Genomic DNA, 16,675 nt, shown 5'->3' on the forward strand with positions numbered 1-16,675 from the left:
GAGGTGGTCAGCGGGCGTTCACGCGCGGCTCAATTCCTTCGGATCATGCTCGGCCAGCCAATGGGCGAGGGCCTTGTTGATGCGGGTTTGCCAGTCGGTGCCGGTTTCCTGGAAGGCGGCGAGGACTTCGGTGTCGAGGTGCAGGCTGACTTCCCTGCTAGGGGCTGGCCTTGCGCCGATATCGGACTCCTCGCCATCGGCGCTACCGAAGAGTTCGGCCAGCAGGCGTTCGGTAGCGAGCTCCCTGGCCTGTTGCCGCGCGAGCGGCATGGGAGCTTCGGTTGGTCGGTTTCTTCTGTCCATCTGCTCTGCTCCAGTTTTCTTTGCGCTACCGGTTCGGACAAGCCGGAGCGGCGGGGAATTCCCTGGACCGCCAAATTCGCGGCTTTCGAGGGTGACAAGCCCGTCCGGGGAGATGCCGTTGGCAGCGCCAACGCGTTTCACGAATCCTTCACACTGCGCCCTGTAACGTCTCTTTCTGACGCAAGTAACTCCTTTGTGTTTGTTACGGCTTGAGCCCGCCCTCCCGCGGGCTTTTCTTTGCCCGCCAGTTGGCGATCCGCCCGTTTACCTCGCGAAGTTTGCTGCCGCACCGTGGCCGGCGCGGCATAATTGCGGGCCTACGGCTGACCGGCCGGATACCGCGAAGAGATCAGGATGCAAGCAGAAAAAAACGACGCCCCCTCGCACCTGCGTCGAAGAAAGAGCGCCCCCTGGGGTTTGATCGCCGCCCTGGCACTGGGAGTGGCCGCCGGATGGGTCTTCGTCTCGCATTTCGCCGGCCAGTTGCCGCCGACCTTCAACGAATTCCTGCAGTCGGTGCGCTTCAACGGCAAGCCGGTCTTCGGCAGCGACGCGCCGCCGCCCGCCCCGGCGTTCGCGCCAGCACCGATCACCCCGCCCGCGCCGGGTTCGGCGCCGCCCACCGCAACGCATTACGAATTCCAGGAAGAAACGGTGAAGAGCATCCAGCTCGGCAAGCCGGCAGAGAAAAAATAGCCCGGCGACCGTGACCAGCTGTTGAAAGGGCTTCCGAGGAAGCCCTTTTTTATGCCCGCCGTTCGGCTCGGGGATGGTCCTTCATTCGTCGTCGTCCCTGTTCGCGATGAGTGAATGGCCATTTCCGTGGGCCTATTGTCATTCTCGCCAACCGCAGGCGAAGGGATGATCGCAGCCATGAATCTTCTGCGGAGCTGCCCATGCACAATCCACACGAATCCCTAGCCCAAACCGTTACCGGTCGTCCTCTGGAGGTCGGCATCCTGCTGTTCCCCGGTGTCGAGGTGCTGGATTTCGCCGGTCCGTTCGAAGTGTTTTCCGTGGCGTCCCGCGTCGCGGCTCGCGACGGGTTGCTCGGCCACCCGGCGTTCCGCATGACCACCGTCGCCGCGACCTCGGAACCGGTCGCCGCGCGGCATGGCCTGCAGGTGGTGCCCGGCGCGGCGTTCGGCGAACACCCGGCGCTGGACCTGTTGATCGTGCCCGGCGGCGTGGTCAGCCAGCCGCTGGAGGATGCCGCGACCCTGGGCTGGATCGGCGAGAACGCGGGCCGCGCGGCGATCACGGCCTCGGTCTGCACCGGCGCGTTCCTGCTGGCCAGGCTCGGCCTGCTCGACGGCCTCACCGCGACCACCCACTGGGAGGACCTCGACGACCTGCGCTCGAGCTTTCCAGCGCTGGAGGTGGTCGGCTCGGTGCCCTTCGTCGACCACGGAAAGCTGCTCACCTCCGCCGGAATCTCAGCCGGCATCGGCATGAGCCTGCACCTGGTCGGTCGCGTACTCGGGTTGGCGGCGGCCAAAGCCACCGCGCGGCAGATGCAGTACGACTGGAACGCCGACGCGCGCAGCTAAAGGGACATGAAAGTGGCGATAATCGTGGACTGTCCGCAAATATGGCCACACGCCATACTGGGTCACCGTTCATGAGGAAACCTGCGATGAATCCGCCGCGACAGATTGCCTGCCTGATCTTTCCCCAGGTGGTCGGGCTGGACGTCACTGGCCCGCTGCAGGTGTTCGCCTCGGCCAACGAGGAGCGTCGTCGCCACGGCCTGCCGCCGGCCTATGCCCTCAGCCTGCTGGGCGCCGACCTGCAGCCGGTCGCTACGTCCGCCAGCCTGCGCCTGTGCGTCGACCGCGCCTGGCCCGAGGTCGACCCTGGCGAATTGGACACCCTGCTGGTGCCCGGCGGCATGGACATCCACGCGCCCTGCGCCGACGCTGCCCTGCTCGCCTGGCTGCGGCTTGCCGAAAGCCGGGTGCGGCGGCTCGGCTCGGTGTGTTCCGGCGCGCTGATCCTCGCCGCCGCGGGAGTGCTCGACGGCCATGCGGCAACCACCCACTGGGACGACCTCGACGCCCTGCGCCAGTACCCGGGCGTGCGCGTGCAGGGCGAGCGGCTGCACACCTACGACCCGCGCAACCGCGACGGCGATGGGCATATCTTCACCTCGGCCGGCATCACCGCCGGCATCGACCTGGCGCTGGCTCTGGTGGAGGCCGACCTCGGCCGGCCGCTGGCCCTGGCGGTGGCGCGAAGGCTGGTGATGTTCCTGCGCCGGCCCGGCGATCAGGCGCAGTTCAGCCCGCTGCTCGCCGAACAGAACCGCACGGTGCCGCGCCTGGCGGCCCTGCTAGAGTGGATTCCGGCGCACCTGGGCGAAGACCTCTCGCTGGAGGCGCTGGCCGACCGCGCGAGCATGGCGCCGCGCACGCTGTCGCGGGTGTTCGTCCGCGAGCTGGGCATGGGGCCGGGGCGTTATGTGGAGAAGATTCGCCTGGAGGCGGCGCGCGCGCTGTTGCAGGACGCCAGTTGCTCGATCGGCAGCGTGGCGCGGCTGACCGGATTCGGCCACCCGGAGAACCTGCGCCGCACCTTCCAGAAGCACCTGTCCGTCAGCCCGCAGGCCTACGCGGAGCGCTTCGCCTAGCCGTCAGGCTTGCGGGCGCAGGCGGTATTGCGAGGGCAGTTGTTCCAGACCGGCGACGGTCACGTTGAGGTCCTTCCAGCGCCCGTCCTTGATTCCGTAGATGCAGCCGTGCACCGACAGGCTCTGGCCGCGGTGCCAGGCGTTCTGGACGATGGTGGTGTGGCTGACGTTGGCCACCTGCTGGATCACATTCAGCTCGCAGAGGCGGTCGACCTTCTGTTCCTCGGTGGGGAACTGGGCGATGTGCTCGCGCTGTTCGTAGTAAAGGTCGCGGATGGTGCGCAGCCAGCCGTCGATCAGACCCAGCTGGTCATCGCGCATCGCCGCACGCACGCCGCCGCAACCGTAGTGGCCGGTGACCAGGATATGTTTCACCTTGAGCACGTCGACCGCGTACTGGACCACCGAAAGGCAGTTAAGATCGGTGTGCAGCACCACGTTGGCGACGTTGCGGTGGACGAACAGGTCGCCGGGCAGCAAACCGACGATCTCGTTGGCCGGCACGCGGGCGTCGGAACAGCCGATCCAGAGGTACTCGGGCGCCTGCTGCTTGGCCAGCTTGGCGAAGAACTGCGGGTCCTCCTCCTTGATTGCCTCGGCCCAGCGTTCGTTGTTGTCGAACAGCTGCTTTAGATCGCTCATCGTCGCTACCCCTGTCGTCGCCGGAGTCGCATCTTGCGAACCGGTCGCGGGCTTTGACAAGCCACGGCCGGCAGGCGTCACACCGCGCGGGCGGGCGTCTGGCGCAGCAGCACGGGGCGCGAGGCGGGGCCGCGCAAGTCGCGTAGGAAATTGTCGCGCCAGCCGGCCAAGTCGTTCTCCCGGATCACCCTCATCATGCTTTCGTAGCGGTCCTTGCGCTCCTCCAGCGGCATGCGCAGCGCGCGGTCCAGCGCCTCGGCCATGCCGACCCGGTCGTATGGGTTGACGATCACCGCCGAGCTCAACTCGCGCGCCGCTCCGGCGAAGCGCGATAGCACCAGCACGCCGGGGTCATCCGGGTTCTGCGCGGCGACGTACTCCTTGGCGACCAGGTTCATGCCATCGCGCAGCGGCGTGACCAGGCCGATCCTCGCCGCGCGGAACAGCCCCATGAGGATCTTCCGCTCGTGGCTCTTGTTCAGGTAGTGCAGCGGCATCCAGTCGAGGTCGGCATAGCGGCCGTTGATGTGCCCCGCCTGGGTCTCGAGTTGCTGGCGGATATGCTGGTAGGTCTTCACATCGGATCGCGAGGTCGGCGCGATCTGCAGGAACTGGACCTGGCGCCGGTGCTGCGGGAAGCGGTCGAGCAGCTCTTCGTACGCGCCGAAGCGTTCCACCAGCCCCTTCGAATAATCCAGGCGGTCGACGCTGATGATCGTCTCGCAGGGCTCGCCGGACTCGCGCCGACCGATCATATTGCGGCGGCCACGGTAGGACTCGGCGGTCTTGCGGATCTCGTCCGGCATCACACCGATCGGGTAGTGCTTGGCGCGGAAATCGTGGCCGTAGGCGGTCATGGCGTTGTCCGCGCCGATCAGACCGCGCACCTCGCGGGCGATGTAGTCCTCAAAGGCCTGGCGGTCGACCTCGGTCTGGAAGCCGATGAGGTCATAGGAACAGAAAGTCTTGAGCAGCTCGTTGTGCGGCGGGATCGCGGTGAGTATCTCCGGAGCGGGGAAAGGTATGTGCAGAAAGAAGCCGATGCGGTTGCGAATGCCCAGCTGGCGGCATTCCTCAGCAAACGGAATCAGGTGGTAGTCGTGGATCCAGAGCACATCGTCGGGCTGCAGCAGCGGCTTGAGCTGTTCGGCGAGCATGCGGTTGACCCGCCGGTAGCCTTCGTATTCATCGCGGTTGTAGCGCGCCAGATCGATGCGGTAGTGGAAGATCGGCCACAGCGTGGCGTTGGAAAAGCCCCGATAATACTGGTCGTAATCGCGCTTGTTCAGGCCGATCGTGGCGTAGGTGATGCTGCCCACGGTCTCGCAGACCAGCTTGGGCTGGCTTGTGACTTCGCCATTCCAGCCGAACCACACGCCACCGGAATCGCGCAGGGCGTCGAATACGCCCACCGCCAGACCGCCGGCCACGGCCTTGCCTTCCTTGATCGGGGCGACCCGGTTGGATACCACCACCAGACGACTCATAACCGTTTCTCCGAATAATTCTTGTCGATGTCGCTAAGGGGTTGGGTAAGGCGTGCGGCGATCCACTCGCCGACCGCGGCGACCGAGAGCAACCGCCGCTGCGCCACGCTGGCGCCCTCGCCGACCTTGATCGACAGCCCGCCCAGCGCGTTGACCACGGCGAAACCCGCCTCGTCGGTGAGGTCGTCGCCGACGAACACGGGCACACGGCCGCGGAAGGGCTCCTCGTCCAGGAAGCGCCGGATCACCTCGCCCTTGTTTGCGCCCTTCGGCTTGAGTTCGTACACGCACTTTCCCGGCTGCAGGCTGAGCAGGCGTGGATATCGGGCGACGAAGGACTCGGCGATCTGCCGGGCGACGTCCTCCAGCTCGGGGGCCTCACGGTAATGCAGGGCGAAGGCGATGCCTTTGTTCTCCAGGCGCAGGGCCGGGTACTCGCTGCAGGCCGCTTCCAGCTCGCCCTCGACGCCGTCCAATGCCGCCAGGTCGAGATCCGACGCCTGCAACTCACCATCGGCCCGCCGCCGCTCGGCGCCGTGCACACCGGCGGCCGGCAACTCGAGCGACTGCAGAAGCTGATCGATCTGCGCCAGCGGGCGGCCGGAAATCACCGCCACCGCGGCGCCGCGGCGCTGCAGTTCGGCCAACGCCTCGAGGGTGGTTTCGGGAATGAAAACGAGCTCGGGGCGGGGCTGAATGTCTGCCAGCGTGCCGTCGACGTCGAAGAAAAAAGCCCAGCGATCAAGGTCCGATCCGCTGCTTGGGGAAAAATCGTTCATGTGGGTGTGACTGCCCGCAAGCCCGGGTTGTTCCGGGGCTCGCCGTCCGGCTGGCTGCCTGAATCTTCACCGCCCCTCCCGGTCACACCCTCGACAGCGCCAATCCGAGGAGACCGCCATGAGTACCGAGCGCAAACCCTACGTCCCCCAGGAAATCGACGATACCGAGGACCGCATGGGATCCGTCCACCCGCTGGACTTCAACGATGACGATCAGCACGAAGGCCGCGCCGGCGACACTCGACCCGCCGCCGAGCTGGAACGCGAATTCCCCGACAAGCGCGTCCGCGAAGCCGGCATGAGCGGCGGCGAGGCGCTCGGCCCGGACGAGCACGAAGACGGCGTGACGATGGACGACCTGAGCCCGGAAACCCTGCTCGACGAAACGGCCGCCCGTGATGCCGGCGAGCCGGGCAGCGGCGACGCGGCCGACTATGACCTGAGCATCGTCGACGAAGCGGAGATCGGGGCCGGCGGCGGGCTCGACGAAGCCCAGGAAGCACGCGTCCATCCCCTCGATGGCAAACCCTGGAAACCCAGTGAACCCCTGCGCAGCGAACGCGACGAGCGCACCGACGAGCTGGGCATGAGCGACGAGGAACTGGCCGGCGAAGCGCCGCTGGACTCGGCGCGGGACGTGAAACCGGAGTGACGATCCCGCGATGCAAAAGGGCCGCTTAGCGGCCCTTTTTCGTTTTCTGCTTCTGCGCCTGCGCGAGGCGGAAGACGGCCTCGCTCACTCGAGCAGCGTGCAGGCCATCACCAGCGCATCTTCGCGCCCACCGCCTTCGGCGGGGTAATACCCGCGGCGGCGGCCGATCTCGTTGAAGCCGTAGCGCTCGTACAGGCGATACGCCGGCAGGTTGGAGGCGCGCAGTTCGAGGAAGCACTCGTTGGCCGAGCACTCGCGGGCGCGCCGCATCAGTTGCTCCAGCAGGTGCAGGCCAAGGCCGCGGCCCTGGAATTGCGGGCCGATGGTTATGTTCAGCAGGTGCGCTTCATCGAGGATCATGTTGATCACCCCGTGGCCCACCTGGCGGTCGCCCTCGAACATCATCCAGCACTCGTAGGACTTGATGCTGTCGAGGAAGATGCCGCGGGTCCAGGGATGGCTGAACGCGGCGTTCTCGATGGCCAGCACGGCGTCGAGGTCCGCCTCGGTCATCCGGCGGAAGGTCAGCGTGTCGCTCATGACGCTCTCATTCAGGCTGCGACAGCCAGCGCGGCATGAGCCGGCGCATGGCTTTCCACAGTTCACCCTTGCGGGCCGGTTCGTCGATCAAGAGTTCCAGCCCCGGCAGTGCCCAGAGCACGCCGAGACCGTCGACCTGCACCTCGCGGTTGTACGCGGTTTCGTCCACTTCGCCGGCGAAACGCAGTGCCGGCGTGCCGATCAGCCAGGTGCAGCGCCCGCCCTGCTCGAGTTCGCCGGCGAGTACGCCCTGCACGTAGTCGCGCGCGGCTTCCGGGCCCTGGTCCATGCCGCCGCGCACCAGCAGCGGCCAGCGGATCGGTTCGCCGTCGCCGACCTGCAGCGGGCTGTCCGGCAGGCCGGCGGCGCGCAGCATGTCCCGAAGCAGCAGGTAGGCCGGGTCGCGACTCTGGAACGGCTCGCCGGTGGGCAGTTCGACCAACAGCAAACAGTCGCCAGCGCGCAACAGTTGCAGGGCGAAACGCGGCGGCGGCAGAGCGGCGGGCGCGCTCGGCGTTTCGCTGCGGGTTTCCACCGGCGCAACGGCCGGACGCGGCATCTCCACGCGGGGGCGCGGCGCTTCGCTCGGCGCCGGCGCGGCAGTGGGAGGCGTGACGGGCGCCGCGGCGCTCGGCGCAACACCCACCGCTGGCGCGGCCTCCTCGCCCAGTTCCACCGGTTCGTCCCCGGGTTCCAGCAGCGGCAGGCGCGACGGCGCGGCGAACGGCAGCTCGACACGCGGCAGCCAGACGCCCACCTGCATGGCGCTGAGGTAGGCGCGGCGGCGCTGCTCGGCGATCACGGCGCGGGCACCGGGCGGAGGGAAAGAGGACGGTTGCAGCTCATGGCGAATTCCTGGCGGTCGCGACGCGGCCTGACACGGGCGGCGATTGTCGCCGGAAACCCTGGCGCGCGGAAAGTCCGCGGCATGGACGGTCGCCCAGAACGCCCGCTTTTCGTCATCGGCGTACCGACCCGGAGGGTGCATTGCAGTACAATCGCCGGCCTTATCCGTGACGACCGAACCGCTTTCGATGATCGATCCCAAGCGCGTGCTGCGCGCCCTCGCCGAACACTGGACGTTGCTTGAGCCGCTCTGCGAGCGCTTCGATGCCGGCACCCTGAGCCTGGTCGAGCTGCGCCTGCAGCTCACCGCGCAACTGCCCGAAGGCACGCCCACTGACGTCACCGCCCTGCTCGACCAGTGGATTCGCCTGGACATCCTGGTGCCGGTGGCCAAGAGCCCGAACCGCTTTGAGCTGAACGCGCAGATCCACGACTTCCTCGCCTACCTGCGCCGCGAGCACCGCCTCGGCCTGTGCCTGGAGATCGAGGCCTACCTGCGCCATCTGGAACGCCTCGCCGGCTACATCCAGGATGCCTTCGAAGTGCGCGACGGCCAGGACCTGGCGCGCCAGCTGCGCCTGCTCGACATGCGCGTGCGCGACGTACTGAAGAAGCTCGCCAACGACGAACAGGCGCTAATCGGCGTGGCCGACCGGGCGAAGACCAGCGACCGGCAGATTCCGCTGCGCCAGCGCTATGCCGAAGTGCTGGCGACTTGGGACGAGTACGTCGAACCGATGATCCAGCTGGTCGCCGCCGATGGCGCCTTCGAGCAGGGCGTGCGCCGCGTCGAGCAGGTGCTGCTGCGCCTGCTCGGCGAACAGCAGCGCCTTGGCCAGCTGGTCGACGACGACCTGCTGCTGCGCACCCACGCACGCATCCTGGAGATGCAGACCACGGCCCAGCTGACCCTGCGCCGCGCCCGCGAACTGCTACTGCCGCTGCGCGAGGAAGCACGCCGGCACAACGCGGTGACGCGGGGCGCCGCGCTGGCGCTGTCGGCGATCCGCAAGAAAGGCCTCGACGCCGTGCCGCAGGCCTCGCTGCCGCTGCATAGCCGGCCGCAGAGCACCTTCCTCGGCAGCGCATCGCAGGTCGAGGCCTACGTCTATGCGCTGGCGCGATTCGAGCCCAAGCCAGCGCAGTTCCCCCGGGCCAGCGGCACGCGCAAGGGGGACTCGCCGCGCGCGCCACGCACCGCGCGGGAAATGCTCGAGCGCTGCGAGGACGCCCTGCCGCTGCCGGACCTGATGCTCTGGCTGCTGGAACAGGAACCCGAAGGCGCCACCGACGAGTTGCTCTACTGGTTCTCGCGCCTGTCCCGCGACGCGCGCTTCCAGCGCGAACGCCTGGAGCGCCGCGATTACCTGACCGCCGAACACCGGGTCAGCCTCAGCTCGTTCGCCCTCATCGGAGCTGCGCCCTGAGCACTCGACCGAATCGACCGACCGCCAGCGGCGCCACCCGCGGCTGCACGGTGCGCACGGCGCACCCTACGCAGCCCGTAGGGTGCGCTGTGCGCACCGCAACCGACGACCTGATGCGCACCGCGCATCCTACGACTGCCCGTGAGCATTGCGTATGAACATCGATCTGAAAGAAATGACCCAGCTGGCGCCGATCTTCCGCGAGCTGTTCAAGGGCTACCATGTCAGCCGCCGCGACCCGGAGCTTTACGCCCAGCTGTCCAACCTGCAGGACCAGTACCGTGCGCTGTTCAAGGCGCTCGGCTTCGAGCTGGTCTGCGATACCCGTGGCTTCTACTACTTCGTGCCCGAGCAGATGGGCGCGCAGGTGAACAAGACCGCCCAGCGCCTGGCGCTGTTCACCTTCATCCTCGTCGAGCACCTCGCCGACGGTGGCCGAGACCCGCTCGCCGTGCTCGACGGCGGCAGCCTCGGGCGCGACGAGCTGCCGCCGCTGCTGGAGAAGTACAAGGACCTGTTCCTTCAGGCCGAAGTCACCACCCAGGAAGAGCTTGAAGAGAAGGTCATGCGCCGCCTGACCCAACTCGGCTTCGCCAGCGAGGACAACGGCGTGTACCGCTTCCTCGCGCCTATGCACCGCTTCCTCGACGTGTGCCTTGCCGTGCAGCAGGACCGCGACCTGGCCGCCGCGCTGCACAGCGACCTGCCGCTGCCGACGCCGGTGCTGGTGGCCGAGGAGGAAGACGAGATCCTGGTCATCGAGACCGCGGAAGAATCCGAAGAAGAAGCGCTGGCCCGCGCCATCGCCGCAGAACAGGAGTTTGAAGCATGAGCCAGGAACGCTACGGCATCCGCCGCTTCGCCCTGCTGAACACCGCCGGCTACAGCCTCGGCCTGTTCCCGCTGGAAAACCCACTGTCGGTCTACGGCGCCAACAACCTCGGCAAGTCGGCGTCGATCAACGCGTTGCAGTTCCCGATCCTCGCGCGCATGTCGGACATGAGCTTCGGCAAGTACAGCCTGGAACAGTCGCGGCGCTTCTACTTCGCCTCCGACACCAGCTACATCCTCGTCGAGGTCGCCCTGCCCCACGGGCCGCACGTCATCGGCGTGGCCGGACGCGGGCCGGGCGGCGGCTTCGGCCACCAGTTCTTCGCCTACGCCGGCTCGCTGGACCTGGCGCACTACCAGAAGGACGGCACCTGCCTGAGGCAGCGCGAGCTGTTCAACGCGCTGGAGCGCGAGGGCATCAAGGCCTACGAACTCAAGCCTGAGGAGCTGCGCCGGCTGCTGGTCGGCGGGCACACCTCGATTCCGCTGGACCTCACGCTGATCCCGCTGCGCTCCACCAGCGAGCAGAGCCTGAAGACCTTCCGCGCGCTGTTCATCAACCTGCTGCACATGCGCGAGATCACCGCGGCCAAGCTCAAGCAGCTGTTCCTCGATGCCTTCGAGCACAGCCTGCGTTCGGGCAGCGTCGATTACATCGCCGCCACCGAGGAGGCGTTCCGCGACGTGCGCCGCATGGAGGGCGACTACCAGGCACTGGTGGCTGCCGGCCCGCTGGTCGAGGCGCTGGCCGCCGGCGTGGCGCAACGCGAGCTGCTGCGCGGCAAGCTGCACCGCGTCTCGCCGCTGCTCGACAACCTGCTGGGCGCCTGGCACGACTATGCCGACGCCCGCAAGGAGGAATTGCTGATCCAGGCCGAGCACTATCGTGGCGAGCAGGACAACCTGCAGCACGCGCAGCGCGGCGACACCAGCGAACTGATGCGCCTGGAGCGCGAGATCAGCGAGATCCAGCGCTGGCTCGGCGAACTGGCGGTACTGAAGAACCGTTTCGCCCTGGTGGACAGTGCCGCGCCGCTGGAACAGCAGCTGCTGGCCGCCAAGGACGCGCATGACGAGCTGGCCGGCGCACTGGCGCAGGCGCGGCAATTCAGCAGCGAGGATCTGGTGGAACGTCTCGCCGACCTGGAGAAACGCCTGAAGTCGGTGAAGCAGCAGCTCGACCATGCGGACAACAACAGCTATTCGCGGCTGCGCGAGGAGTTCTCCCAGGCCGATGTCGATCGCCTGATGCGCCTGTTCAACGGCCAGCTGTTCAGCCTGCCGTTGGGCGAAAAAGGCATCCGCGTGGACGATGGCGAGGCCTGGGTAAAATCCGTCGAGGCGGTGCTGGACGCCTTCAAGGGCGAGCGCTTCGAAGTGCCCGGCCTGTCCATCGACCTCTCGCACATCGAACCGCCGGCGTTGCAGGCGCTGGCCGACCGCGCCGCCCTGCGCGACCAGAAGGATCGCCTCGAGCGCGAGCTGAAGCAGCTCAAGACCCAGCAGGCCGTCGCGGCCGACCGCGCCGCGAGCAAGGCGCAGGCCGAGGCGCTGTACCAGGCGGTGCTGGATGCGCAGAAGGCACTGGAGGATTTCCGCCGCAGCCAGACGCTGGCCGCCGAGGAGCAGACCAAGCTCGAGCAGCTCGCCCAGCACGAAGCCGCGCAGGACGAACTCAAGCGCTCCAGCGATGCCTTCACCGAGCGCGTCCAGCAGCTGTCGGCCAAGCTGCAGCTGATCGGCCGCCAGCTCGGCGACCTGGAAGCCAAGGAGCGCACCCTGGAAGACGCGCTGCGCCGCCGCCAGCTGCTACCGGCCGACCTGCCGTTCGGCACGCCGTTCATGGACCCAGTGGACGACTCGCTGGACAACCTGCTGCCGCTGCTGGGCGACTACCAGGACAGCTGGCAGGCGCTGCAGCGCATCGACGGCCAGATCGAGGCGCTCTACGCCCAGGTACGCCTCAAGGGCGTGGCGAAGTTCGACAGCGAGGACGATGTCGAGCGACGCCTGCACCTGCTGATCAACGCCTACGCGCACCGCCAGGACGAAGCCCTCACGCTGGCGAAGGCCAGACGTGCGGCGGTCACCGACATTGCCCGCACCCTGCGCAACATCCGCAGCGACTACGACAACCTGGAACACCAGCTGGCGCTGTTCAACCGCGAGATCAACAAGCGCCAGGTCTCCAACCTGCAGAGCTTCCGCATCGTGCTGGCGCCGAACAAGGACGCCCTCCGGCACATCGACCAGATCATCCACAGCGCCGGGCAGTACGAGGAAGGCGAGACGCTGTCGGTCTTCGACCTGCAGCACAGCGGCGACCAGGATGCGAAGAACGAGGAAGCCAAGGAGTACCTGGCGCGGCTGGTGGCGGCGAATCACAACCAGCTCGGTCTCAAGGACCTGTTCGAGCTGGCGTTCGAGATCACCAAGGTCGGCGGCCAGCCGGTGATCCACACCGACATCGACGGCGCGGCGTCCAACGGTACCACCATGACCATCAAGGCGCTGACCAACATGTACCTGCTGCTGCACCTGATGGACCGCGAGCAGGCCGGGCGCGTGCGCCTGCCGTACTACCTCGACGAGGCGGCGGACATCGACGAGCGCAACCAGCAGGCGCTGATCGAGACCAGCCTGCAGCTCGGCTTCGTACCGATTCTCGCCTCGGTGAAACCGCAGGTCTCGGCGCACTGCGCCATCGACCTGGAAGGCGGCAGCGGCCCCAACGGCATCTACATCGACGAAGCCGACTGGAAGTTCATCGCCCGCCGCGAGCCGGTGGCTGCCGAGCCGGCCTGATCCGTTGCTCGACCGTAGGGTGGGCTTCAGCCCACCCTCCCACCACCTGACGGACCTCCAGGCGACGGGCTGAAGTCCATCCTGCAAGCGTGATCCGACATCGGCCCCACGCTCGCTGCGTTACGACGGATCGTTCGGCAGCCCTACTTCTCCAGCTTGATCTTCGGCGCCCACTGCAGCCAGGCGTCCTCCGCACCATCGAACAGCGCGAAGGTCTGTCCCGGCCTCGCCGGTCCGCCCATCTCCGGATTGTTCGGCGTGGCGAAGGCGATACCGCTCTCCAGCATCGCCTCGAAGGACTCCGTGCGCACCTGCACGCCCTTGAACAGGCTGGCGTCGACGCCGAACCCGCTGGCATTCCAGAAGCGGCTCCCGCTGCGAACCAGAGGCGCATAGCGCGGCTCGATGAGCGCGTGGATCAGTACCCGGTCAGAGGTCGGGCCCAGCTCGAAGTCGGTCACCTTGCCCACCGGCACCTGGCGATAGCTGATGATCGCGCCCGGCTTCAACGAGCCGCGCCGTGCGGCGCTGAGCACCAGGTGCAGGCCTTCCTCGCGAACCGCGTCGAGCGACGGCGCCTTGCTCAGCGTGAAGCGCATCTGCGGTGCACCGGGGCGCTGGGCGGGCTGCACTTCCAGGTACTGGCCGCCGATCAGCGTATCCAGGTTGGCCGTGCGCGCCAGGCCGAACTCCGGCTTGACCACCCAGAACTTCGTACCCTCGCGGGCGATACGCGCTTCGGCCTCGGTGATCCGCGCCTTGAGCAGGACGCCGCTGAGGTCCTTGTTCAAAGTCAGCGATTCCACCTTGCCGACCTCGAGCCCCTTGAAGCGGATCGGCGTACCTTCGCGCAAGCCCTCGGCGCTCTCGACACCGATCTCCAGCACGGTGCCCACCGCCAGCGCCTTGGCCTCGTCCTCGAACAGGTCGAAGCGCCGCACACCGGTCACCGCCTTGGCCTTGGAGTCCGGGGTGGCGAAGGCGATGCCGCCGGTGACCAGCGTCTGCAGGGACTCGCTCTTCACTTCGATCCCGGACAACCCACCCTTGAGCGAAACCCCGCTGGCGTTCCAGAAGCGCGTGGACTCGTTGACCAAGTGCATGTATTCGGGCTCGATGTGCACGCCCACCACCACGCGCTGCTGGTCCCGCGACAGCTGGTAGCTCTGCACGCTGCCGACGCGCATCTGCTTGTAGAGCACGGCGCTGCCGATATCCAGCGAACCGAGGCGGTCGGTGGTCAGCACCAGATGCAGGCCGGGCGCATCGGTGTTCAGCGGCGGCGCCTTGGCGCGGATGGTGAACTCGCGCGACGGCGAATCACCCTTGCCGAACCGCACAGCGATGTAATTGCCCTTCACCAGCGCTTCCAGGCCGGTGATCCCGGCGAGGGAGATCGAGGGTTTCACGCCCCAGAACTCGGTGTTCTCGTTGAGCATCTCCTCGGTGCGCGGGTCCATGCTCAGCTCGGCGGTCGCCTCGGTGAAGTGCTCGCCCATTTCCAGTTTCTTCAAGGTGCCGACCTGTACGCCATTCAGCATGACGGCGGTACGACCTTCCTGCATGCCGCTGACATCGCGGATGTGCAGCTTGACCTTGACGCCAGCCTCGGCGGCCTCGTAGTCCTCGTACAGGCGGAACGGCAGCCGCGGGTCGGTGGGCGGGCTGTCCTGGCGATGGTCAGGCGTGGCGAAGGCGATGCCACCGGCGGCGATGCTGAGCAGCGACTCGGTGCGCACCTTGAAGCCCGACAATCCTCCCGAGACCGTTACCCCACCGGCATTCCAGAAGCGCGTGTGCTTGCGCACCAGTTGCGCGTACTCGGGATCGATGTGGACCTTCACCTCGATGGTCTTCTGGTCCGCCCCCAGGGCGTAACTCTTCACCTGGCCGACCTGGATCTGCTTGTAATAGACCGGGCTGCCCTGCTCAAGAGACCCGAGGCGCTCGGCCTTCAGGGTAATGTGCAGGCCGGGCAGGTCATCGGACATTCCCGGCGGCTCCTTCAATGCGACGAACTCGCGCTCCGGCTCGCCCTGGGCCGGCTCGATGGCGATGTAAACGCCGGAGACCAGCGTCTCCAGCCCGGTCACGCCGCCCAGGGAGATACGCGGCTTGACCAACCAGAAGCGCGTGCCCTTGCTGAGGTAGGGCTCGGCCTCCTTCTTGATCTCGATGGTGGCGATGACGCCCTTCATGTCGTCCGCGATATGCAGGTCGGTCACCGTGCCCACCGAAATGCCGCGATAGATCAGCTCGGTCTTGTTGGCCTGGATGCCGTCGCCACTCTCGAAGTGGACCTTGATTTCGATGCCGGCCTCACTGAAGGCGCGGTAGGCGAGCCATCCGCCGATCAGCAGCGCGATCAGGGGCAGCACCCAGATCACGGACCAGTTGGAGGCGGGGCGAATCCTGGCTTTGGGCAGATCACTCATGGTCTTGGTACGGCTCCGTGTTATCCCAGATCAGGCGAGGGTCGAAGGTGATCGCGGCGAGCATGGTCAATACCACGACGCAGGCGAAGGCGACCGCGCCCGGATTGGCTTCAACCCGCGCGAACGCGCCGAAATTCACGGCCGTGACGAGGATGGCGATGACGAAAATATCCAGCATCGACCAGCGGCCGATCCACTCGATGAAGCGATACATCAGGATGCGCTTGCGCGCCGAAAGCGGTTGGCGGCGCTGCACCGAATAAAGAAGCAGCGCGATGCCGACCAGCTTGAAGGTCGGCACCAGGATGCTGGCGATGAACACCAGGGCGGCAATCGGGAACATGCCGTGATGCGCCAGCTCCACCACACCGGACATGATCGTCGAGGGCGCGCCATTACCGAAGGTGCTCACCGTCATGATCGGCAGCACGTTGGCGGGGATGTAGAGGATCGTCGCGGTAACCAGCAATGCCCAGGTACGCGCCAGGCTGTTGATCCGCCGCGGGGTGACGTGCGCGCCACAGCGTGAGCAGTACTGCCGCTCCTGCTCGTCATCACGCGCATTCAAGTGATGACACTCGGTACAGACGAGGATTCCGGCATCAAGCGCGCGCATGGCCGTCCTCCTCGCCCGCCAGGGCTTCCCATATCTGGTGTGGCGACATCACGACCTCCAGCCAGACCTGCAGCAACAGCAGCGAAACGAAGCACACGAGCCCAGTGCCTACGGCCAGGTGCGCGATATCGCCAAGCTTGACGATCGCCACCAATATGCCCAGCAGGTATACCTCGAGCATCCCCCACACGCGCAGCTCGTGGTAGATGCGATACAGCACCAGGCCATGGCTGCGTCCCATCTTCAAGCGAATGCTCAGTAGCACCAGTAGCTGACAGAGCAGCTTGAGCAACGGAACGCCCATGCTGGAGAGGAACACCAGCACCGCCACTTCCGGCATGTCGGCGCCGTACAGACCGAGCACGGCGCCCCACATGGTGTCGATGCTCGATTGGCCGAGAAGATCCAGCCGCATGATTGGCAGGAAGTTGGCCGGGAAGTAGAGGAGCAGCGCTGCCAGGACCAGCGCCAGGCTGCGCGACACGACGGCGTGGCGGTGGGTGTAGAGCTCGTAGCCGCAACGCGGACAGATCGCCTTCTGCCCCAGCGCCAGGTTGGGCTTGAGCATCAGCAGATCGCACTCGTGGCAGGCGATCAGTTCGTCGAGCGGGCGCTCGGCAAGAGACCGGGAATCGGCCGTATCAGGCATTGGCAAGGCTCGGCAGTCCAGCATCCAGTTTCGG

Annotated in this window: 16 protein-coding genes; 7 read left to right on the plus strand and 9 right to left on the minus strand. The window is 66.8% G+C overall.

All coding sequences use genetic code 11. The features are described from left to right. Positions 1-18: 18 nt before the first annotated feature. On the minus strand, positions 19-270 hold the full coding sequence (locus QMX85_RS04730) for a BrnA antitoxin family protein (RefSeq protein WP_282339040.1): 252 nt from the start codon (positions 268-270) through the stop codon (positions 19-21). Between the two features lie 450 nt (positions 271-720). Between QMX85_RS04730 and QMX85_RS04735 the strand changes: the two genes are divergently transcribed. From QMX85_RS04735 to QMX85_RS04745, 3 genes are all read left to right on the plus strand, one after another. Then, on the plus strand, positions 721-999 hold the full coding sequence (locus QMX85_RS04735; RefSeq protein WP_282339041.1) for a hypothetical protein: 279 nt from the start codon (positions 721-723) through the stop codon (positions 997-999). 200 nt (positions 1,000-1,199) lie between these two features. Next, the gene (locus QMX85_RS04740; protein ID WP_282339042.1) at positions 1,200-1,853 is read left to right on the plus strand and encodes a DJ-1/PfpI family protein; all 654 of its coding nucleotides are present in this window, start codon (positions 1,200-1,202) and stop codon (positions 1,851-1,853) included. A gap of 86 nt (positions 1,854-1,939) precedes the next feature. Beyond that, entirely contained in the window at positions 1,940-2,932 is a 993-nt protein-coding gene (locus tag QMX85_RS04745; protein ID WP_282339043.1) for a GlxA family transcriptional regulator, read from the plus strand. 3 nt (positions 2,933-2,935) lie between these two features. Here the strand turns inward: QMX85_RS04745 and can are convergent, their stop codons facing one another. The 3 genes from can to otsB all read right to left on the minus strand — a co-directional run bounded on the left by can (position 2,936) and on the right by otsB (position 5,840). Further along, positions 2,936-3,574 (minus strand): carbonate dehydratase, encoded by a 639-nt coding sequence (gene can / locus QMX85_RS04750; RefSeq protein WP_282339044.1) that lies wholly within the window; start codon positions 3,572-3,574, stop codon positions 2,936-2,938. A gap of 77 nt (positions 3,575-3,651) precedes the next feature. Next, on the minus strand, positions 3,652-5,061 hold the full coding sequence (gene otsA, locus QMX85_RS04755) for an alpha,alpha-trehalose-phosphate synthase (UDP-forming) (RefSeq protein WP_282339045.1): 1,410 nt from the start codon (positions 5,059-5,061) through the stop codon (positions 3,652-3,654). After that, a complete protein-coding gene (otsB, locus tag QMX85_RS04760) occupies positions 5,058-5,840 on the minus strand; it encodes a trehalose-phosphatase (protein WP_282339046.1) in 783 nt (260 codons plus the stop codon). The genes otsA and otsB overlap by 4 nt, the downstream gene beginning before the upstream one ends. Positions 5,841-5,958: 118 nt before the next feature. Between otsB and QMX85_RS04765 the strand changes: the two genes are divergently transcribed. Then, positions 5,959-6,492, plus strand: coding sequence for a phosphotransferase system, HPr-related protein (locus tag QMX85_RS04765; RefSeq protein WP_282339047.1), 534 nt, complete (start codon positions 5,959-5,961; stop codon positions 6,490-6,492). An 84-nt stretch (positions 6,493-6,576) separates the two neighbouring features. Here the strand turns inward: QMX85_RS04765 and rimI are convergent, their stop codons facing one another. Both rimI and QMX85_RS04775 read right to left on the minus strand, forming a co-directional pair. Continuing rightward, positions 6,577-7,032, minus strand: coding sequence for a ribosomal protein S18-alanine N-acetyltransferase (gene rimI / locus QMX85_RS04770; protein ID WP_282339048.1), 456 nt, complete (start codon positions 7,030-7,032; stop codon positions 6,577-6,579). Between the two features lie 7 nt (positions 7,033-7,039). Continuing rightward, positions 7,040-7,834: an energy transducer TonB gene (locus QMX85_RS04775; RefSeq protein ID WP_282339049.1), complete on the minus strand. Its 795-nt coding sequence runs from the start codon at positions 7,832-7,834 to the stop codon at positions 7,040-7,042. A gap of 232 nt (positions 7,835-8,066) precedes the next feature. On the opposite strand from QMX85_RS04775, the gene mksB reads away from it, so the two are divergent. The 3 genes from mksB (at position 8,067) to mksF (ending at position 12,941) form a co-directional block, all read left to right on the plus strand. Continuing rightward, a complete protein-coding gene (mksB, locus tag QMX85_RS04780; protein WP_282339050.1) occupies positions 8,067-9,305 on the plus strand; it encodes an Mks condensin complex protein MksB in 1,239 nt (412 codons plus the stop codon). A gap of 154 nt (positions 9,306-9,459) precedes the next feature. Continuing rightward, positions 9,460-10,137, plus strand: a complete 678-nt coding sequence (gene mksE / locus QMX85_RS04785) for an Mks condensin complex protein MksE (protein ID WP_282339051.1) — start codon at positions 9,460-9,462, stop codon at positions 10,135-10,137. Continuing rightward, positions 10,134-12,941, plus strand: coding sequence for an Mks condensin complex protein MksF (mksF, locus tag QMX85_RS04790; protein WP_282339052.1), 2,808 nt, complete (start codon positions 10,134-10,136; stop codon positions 12,939-12,941). The genes mksE and mksF overlap by 4 nt, the downstream gene beginning before the upstream one ends. 143 nt (positions 12,942-13,084) lie before the next feature. Here the strand turns inward: mksF and QMX85_RS04795 are convergent, their stop codons facing one another. Genes QMX85_RS04795 through QMX85_RS04805 form a run of 3 tightly spaced genes read right to left on the minus strand, consistent with a single transcriptional unit; the run spans position 13,085 to position 16,641 of the window. After that, a complete protein-coding gene (locus QMX85_RS04795; protein WP_282339053.1) occupies positions 13,085-15,376 on the minus strand; it encodes an MlaD family protein in 2,292 nt (763 codons plus the stop codon). Then, on the minus strand, positions 15,369-15,992 hold the full coding sequence (locus tag QMX85_RS04800) for a paraquat-inducible protein A (RefSeq protein ID WP_282339054.1): 624 nt from the start codon (positions 15,990-15,992) through the stop codon (positions 15,369-15,371). The genes QMX85_RS04795 and QMX85_RS04800 overlap by 8 nt, the downstream gene beginning before the upstream one ends. After that, a complete protein-coding gene (locus QMX85_RS04805) occupies positions 15,979-16,641 on the minus strand; it encodes a paraquat-inducible protein A (RefSeq protein WP_282339058.1) in 663 nt (220 codons plus the stop codon). The genes QMX85_RS04800 and QMX85_RS04805 overlap by 14 nt, the downstream gene beginning before the upstream one ends. Between the last annotated feature and the right edge of the window lie 34 nt (positions 16,642-16,675).

The sequence above is a fragment of the Pseudomonas sp. PS02288 genome (genome assembly GCF_029959715.1).
Taxonomy (GTDB): Bacteria; Pseudomonadota; Gammaproteobacteria; order Pseudomonadales; family Pseudomonadaceae; genus Pseudomonas_O; species Pseudomonas_O kuykendallii.

Excerpts from the sequence above, each read along its gene's own strand:
- QMX85_RS04730 (WP_282339040.1), bottom strand. The coding sequence starts at position 270 with ATGCCGCTCGCGCGGCAACAGGCCAGGGAGCTCGCTACCGAACGCCTG.
- QMX85_RS04740 (WP_282339042.1), top strand. The coding sequence starts at position 1,200 with ATGCACAATCCACACGAATCCCTAGCCCAAACCGTTACCGGTCGTCCT.
- QMX85_RS04745 (WP_282339043.1), top strand. The coding sequence starts at position 1,940 with ATGAATCCGCCGCGACAGATTGCCTGCCTGATCTTTCCCCAGGTGGTC.
- can (WP_282339044.1), bottom strand. The coding sequence starts at position 3,574 with ATGAGCGATCTAAAGCAGCTGTTCGACAACAACGAACGCTGGGCCGAG.
- otsA (WP_282339045.1), bottom strand. The coding sequence starts at position 5,061 with ATGAGTCGTCTGGTGGTGGTATCCAACCGGGTCGCCCCGATCAAGGAA.
- otsB (WP_282339046.1), bottom strand. The coding sequence starts at position 5,840 with ATGAACGATTTTTCCCCAAGCAGCGGATCGGACCTTGATCGCTGGGCT.
- QMX85_RS04765 (WP_282339047.1), top strand. The coding sequence starts at position 5,959 with ATGAGTACCGAGCGCAAACCCTACGTCCCCCAGGAAATCGACGATACC.
- rimI (WP_282339048.1), bottom strand. The coding sequence starts at position 7,032 with ATGAGCGACACGCTGACCTTCCGCCGGATGACCGAGGCGGACCTCGAC.
- mksB (WP_282339050.1), top strand. The coding sequence starts at position 8,067 with ATGATCGATCCCAAGCGCGTGCTGCGCGCCCTCGCCGAACACTGGACG.
- mksE (WP_282339051.1), top strand. The coding sequence starts at position 9,460 with ATGAACATCGATCTGAAAGAAATGACCCAGCTGGCGCCGATCTTCCGC.
- mksF (WP_282339052.1), top strand. The coding sequence starts at position 10,134 with ATGAGCCAGGAACGCTACGGCATCCGCCGCTTCGCCCTGCTGAACACC.
- QMX85_RS04795 (WP_282339053.1), bottom strand. The coding sequence starts at position 15,376 with ATGAGTGATCTGCCCAAAGCCAGGATTCGCCCCGCCTCCAACTGGTCC.
- QMX85_RS04800 (WP_282339054.1), bottom strand. The coding sequence starts at position 15,992 with ATGCGCGCGCTTGATGCCGGAATCCTCGTCTGTACCGAGTGTCATCAC.
- QMX85_RS04805 (WP_282339058.1), bottom strand. The coding sequence starts at position 16,641 with ATGCCTGATACGGCCGATTCCCGGTCTCTTGCCGAGCGCCCGCTCGAC.